At 63.1% G+C, this 3,430-nt stretch carries 4 protein-coding genes; 1 reads left to right on the plus strand and 3 read right to left on the minus strand.

What is annotated here, in order from left to right; translation table 11 throughout:
• Positions 1-206: 206 nt before the first annotated feature.
• The 3 genes from VGG53_RS10400 to VGG53_RS10410 form a co-directional block, all read right to left on the minus strand.
• Positions 207-383 (minus strand): hypothetical protein, encoded by a 177-nt coding sequence (locus tag VGG53_RS10400; RefSeq protein WP_331517977.1) that lies wholly within the window; start codon positions 381-383, stop codon positions 207-209.
• Between the two features lie 76 nt (positions 384-459).
• Positions 460-1,455 carry a Rieske 2Fe-2S domain-containing protein gene (locus VGG53_RS10405; protein ID WP_331517978.1) on the minus strand — a complete coding sequence of 332 codons (996 nt, stop codon included), beginning with the start codon at positions 1,453-1,455 and terminating at the stop codon, positions 460-462.
• Positions 1,456-1,615: 160 nt separating this feature from the next.
• Positions 1,616-2,764 carry a phosphotransferase family protein gene (locus VGG53_RS10410; protein WP_331517979.1) on the minus strand — a complete coding sequence of 383 codons (1,149 nt, stop codon included), beginning with the start codon at positions 2,762-2,764 and terminating at the stop codon, positions 1,616-1,618.
• Between the two features lie 42 nt (positions 2,765-2,806).
• Between VGG53_RS10410 and VGG53_RS10415 the strand changes: the two genes are divergently transcribed.
• On the plus strand, positions 2,807-3,406 hold the full coding sequence (locus VGG53_RS10415) for a TetR/AcrR family transcriptional regulator (RefSeq protein WP_331517980.1): 600 nt from the start codon (positions 2,807-2,809) through the stop codon (positions 3,404-3,406).
• Positions 3,407-3,430 lie beyond the last annotated feature (24 nt).

The raw sequence follows: 3,430 nt of genomic DNA on the forward strand, positions 1-3,430 counted from the left end.
CACGCTGCCCACTGTTCCCGGACTCACGTGATCGTCGCCGAACACCGCACTCGCTGAGAGGGCCAGGCGCGGTCGCGCTATTGAACTGGCCGACGATGCTCGGGCTTGCTCGTCAGACGCTCGGCGCTCCATAGTCGACCGGCATGGTGGCGATCCCGTTGATCCATCCCGAGCGCACCCGCGTCGGATCCGCGGTCTTGCGGATGTTAGGGAGGTGCTCGGCGATGGCGTTCAGCTTTGGCGGGGTCTTGGGCGTTCCACCACACCGGCTCGGTTCGTCGCAGCCTGGCGAACTCTTCGATCGGCAGGCCCTTGACCATTACTTCGGGACTGGTGAAATCGAACCCGACGGGAAGGAGAGGTTCGGCGGTGCTCGAGGTCATCGTGTTCTCCTTGACTATCGGCCGGCGAACTCGGATCGCGATGAGCCCAACCGCGTCTCGTGTGGCGGGTGCGTCGTCACGCCGTCTCGACCAGGTGCTGCCGAGGTCCGTCGACATCCACGGCCGGCCGGTAGAACTGCTCATACCAGCGGCGGTAGACGGGGATGAGACTTTCGCTGCGGTTGACCAAAGGTTTAGGCAGATACCGCTTGGTGTCCCAAACGTCAATGTCGTTGTCCCACTGCTCAAACACCGAGTCGGCGATCACGTCGACGAACTCGGTGCCGGTCTCAAGTCCCTCATCGACCTGCAGAGTGACAACACCGCGAAGTTCCAGATGTTCACCATCGATCGGTGTGGCGTAAAGCCGCTGCAAACCTTTGAACACGCCCGGCAAACCAATCGAACCCGCGGCCAGACCCGGACCGTGACAGAACGCCGATCCGTCCAACTGGATCGCGTCCGACCCGAGCCGAAATGACTCCGCTACGGCCGTGGGATCCGATTCGATCAGCACCTCGAAGATCGGACCGTCCTGGTTCGGCTTCGCGGTCACCTTCATCACATGCGTGCCGTGAACGAACCGGAAGTGCGCGAGGTCCACGGTGTTCTCCAGGATTTCCTGGGGATGGCTGCGCGTGGTGCGCAACATTCTGCGTGCCGGCGTCCACGTGCGGTCGGCGAACGACGGCATGCTCCAGGTCGGCGGCTCGGCGCCATTCCAGGCCAGGATGACGTCGTCCTGCTCGGTCACCGGCCACGATCGGGTCTTCGCGCCCGGTGAGATGCGCCCGCCGTAGGGCATGTCGACGCACCTGCCCGCCGCTGACCACAGCCACCCATGAAACGGGCACCTGATGCCGTCGTCGGACACGGTACCGCCGTGACCCAGATGCGCACCCAGGTGAGGGCAGTAGGCGTCGAGCACCGCGGGCCGGCCCGACGAGCCGCGGAAAACGACGACTTCGTAGCCGCAGAAGGTTGTGGTTATTACCTTGCCTGGCTCCAGGTCCGCGCTGTAGGCGATCGCGAACCAGCCCGTTGGGAACGGGGGTAGACCCGACGAGGACATCGACCATCCCTTCAGTTACGTTACAATGTGTTGCGTAACTCAAGTTAACCAGAACCGTGCAGCCGGTGCAACACCCGGTGGTCTCGATCAGCGCATATCGGGACGGCGCGGCGACGGCGGGCGGGCGACTTAGAGAGGGAACTCGCCAGTGGCCCGAGGATCAGCCGCTTTCGCCGATCAGTCTTTTCAGTAGCGCCCCGTGATAGAACAGCGCCTCCACGTCATCGGGTTTGTCCATCTCTCCGAAGTGGATGCGGCGTGCACCGGTGCGCATAAACACGCACCCGTACATCAATGCCGAGTACACGTAAAACCAATGCAGATCATCGAGCTCGACGCCGGTGAGCGCGCTGTAGGTGGCGCAGACTTCATCGGGCTGCATGAATCCCGCCATGCCCGGCAAAGAGGCCAGCGCGGCCAACTCCTGAAACAGCATGTGTGAGAACAGACTCCAGGCAACATCCATCTCTCGCGGCCCGATGGTCGCCATCTCCCAATCCAGCACTGCTACCGGCGAGAAGTTGCTGTAGAGGACGTTGCCGATGCGGGAGTCTCCCCACAGCAGCACCGGTTCGCGAGCATCGGCCTCAGCCGGCCAGTGGGCTTCCAACCAGCCGAAGGTGCGCTCCAATAGCGGTACGCGACCGATGTCGGGAACCGCGAACTCATACCAGGCCCGCACCGAGGCAAAATGCCGACGCAACGCCGTCTGGCCGAGCGTGCCTGACGCGCCGTCGATGAGGAAGGCAAAGGTGCTTTGCGCCTTCGGAATGGTGTGCAGCTTCGCAAGAATTCCAATTGTGTTGTCTTGCAGCTGCCTCCGTTCCGCGTCTCCAGCGTCGAACAGCCAGTTGCCGCCGAATGTGTAGGGCATTACGTCGGGTGGAACCAGACCCGCCACATAGTCCATCAGGAAAAATGGTGCGCCCAGAACCTCGCCGGTGGGCTCCATCCAGCGCACCCGGGGCACGGGCACGTCCGTAAATTCGGCCACCAGTCGCATCACCTCGAACTGGTGATCCAGACGGTAAGTCGGGAAGACCGGCACATCGTCTATGCGCGGCGGAACCCGAGCCACCCATTTCTCGTGAGTCAGCACATCGTTGCGTAGCCATTCGGCGCTCAGAATGATCGTTTCCGAGGACAGCCCATTGGATGCCACTCCGCTTTCCACCGTCACGCGGGGAACCGTGTTGTCGGGCAGCACCGTCGACAACCACTGCGACATCACCGCGGGCAGCGTCGTGACGTCCCGGCTTGAGCACTTCAGTCGGCTGACATCCCGGTCAATCGCTGGTTGACTCGCCACAGGCTCTCACCCTCGCCTCGTTCCGTTACAATGTGTAGCGTTATGAAAGCAGAGTCAGCACCCGCTGCCAAGCCCCTGGGTGGGCGTCCCCGGGATTCCCGTATCGATGACGCGATCTTGGGCGCTGCAGCCGACCTTCTCGTCGAGGTCGGCTACTCCAACCTCACGATGGGTGCCATCGCCGAGCGCGCGGGCACCACCAGGACCGCGCTCTACCGCCGCTGGTCAACCAAGGCGGACCTCGTCCACGAAGCGGTCTTCCCCTCGACCCCCACCGTGATACCGCCGCCGGCATCCGACGTCGGTGAGGAGGTGCGCGCCATGATCGAAACGGCCCGTGACGTGTTTTCCAGCCCAGTTGTGCGGATTGCGCTGCCGGGTCTGCTCGCCGACGCCGCCACCGACCCCGAGCTAGGTACCCGGGTCCTCGCCCGATTCGACGGCCTCATCACCGCGGTGCGAGCACGTCTGAGCGATGGCGCGGAACGCGGTGAACTTCGCCCTCACGTGCACACCGATCGGATCATCGATGTGATTGCCGGCGCGATTATCATTCGGCTACTTCTCACACCTGGCGTCGATCTAGACGAGGCATGGATCAATGACGTCAGCGCGATCGTCATCCATGGTGCCGTCAACTGACAGGGCTCTGACCAGCACTTTCTC

This window comes from Mycobacterium sp. (genome assembly GCF_036490025.1).
Taxonomy (GTDB): Bacteria; Actinomycetota; Actinomycetes; order Mycobacteriales; family Mycobacteriaceae; genus Mycobacterium.

What these genes read in the sequence shown, in the direction of transcription:
- VGG53_RS10400 (WP_331517977.1), bottom strand. Translation starts at nt 383, where the DNA reads ATGACCTCGAGCACCGCCGAACCTCTCCTTCCCGTCGGGTTCGATTTC.
- VGG53_RS10405 (WP_331517978.1), bottom strand. Translation starts at nt 1,455, where the DNA reads ATGTCCTCGTCGGGTCTACCCCCGTTCCCAACGGGCTGGTTCGCGATC.
- VGG53_RS10415 (WP_331517980.1), top strand. Translation starts at nt 2,807, where the DNA reads ATGAAAGCAGAGTCAGCACCCGCTGCCAAGCCCCTGGGTGGGCGTCCC.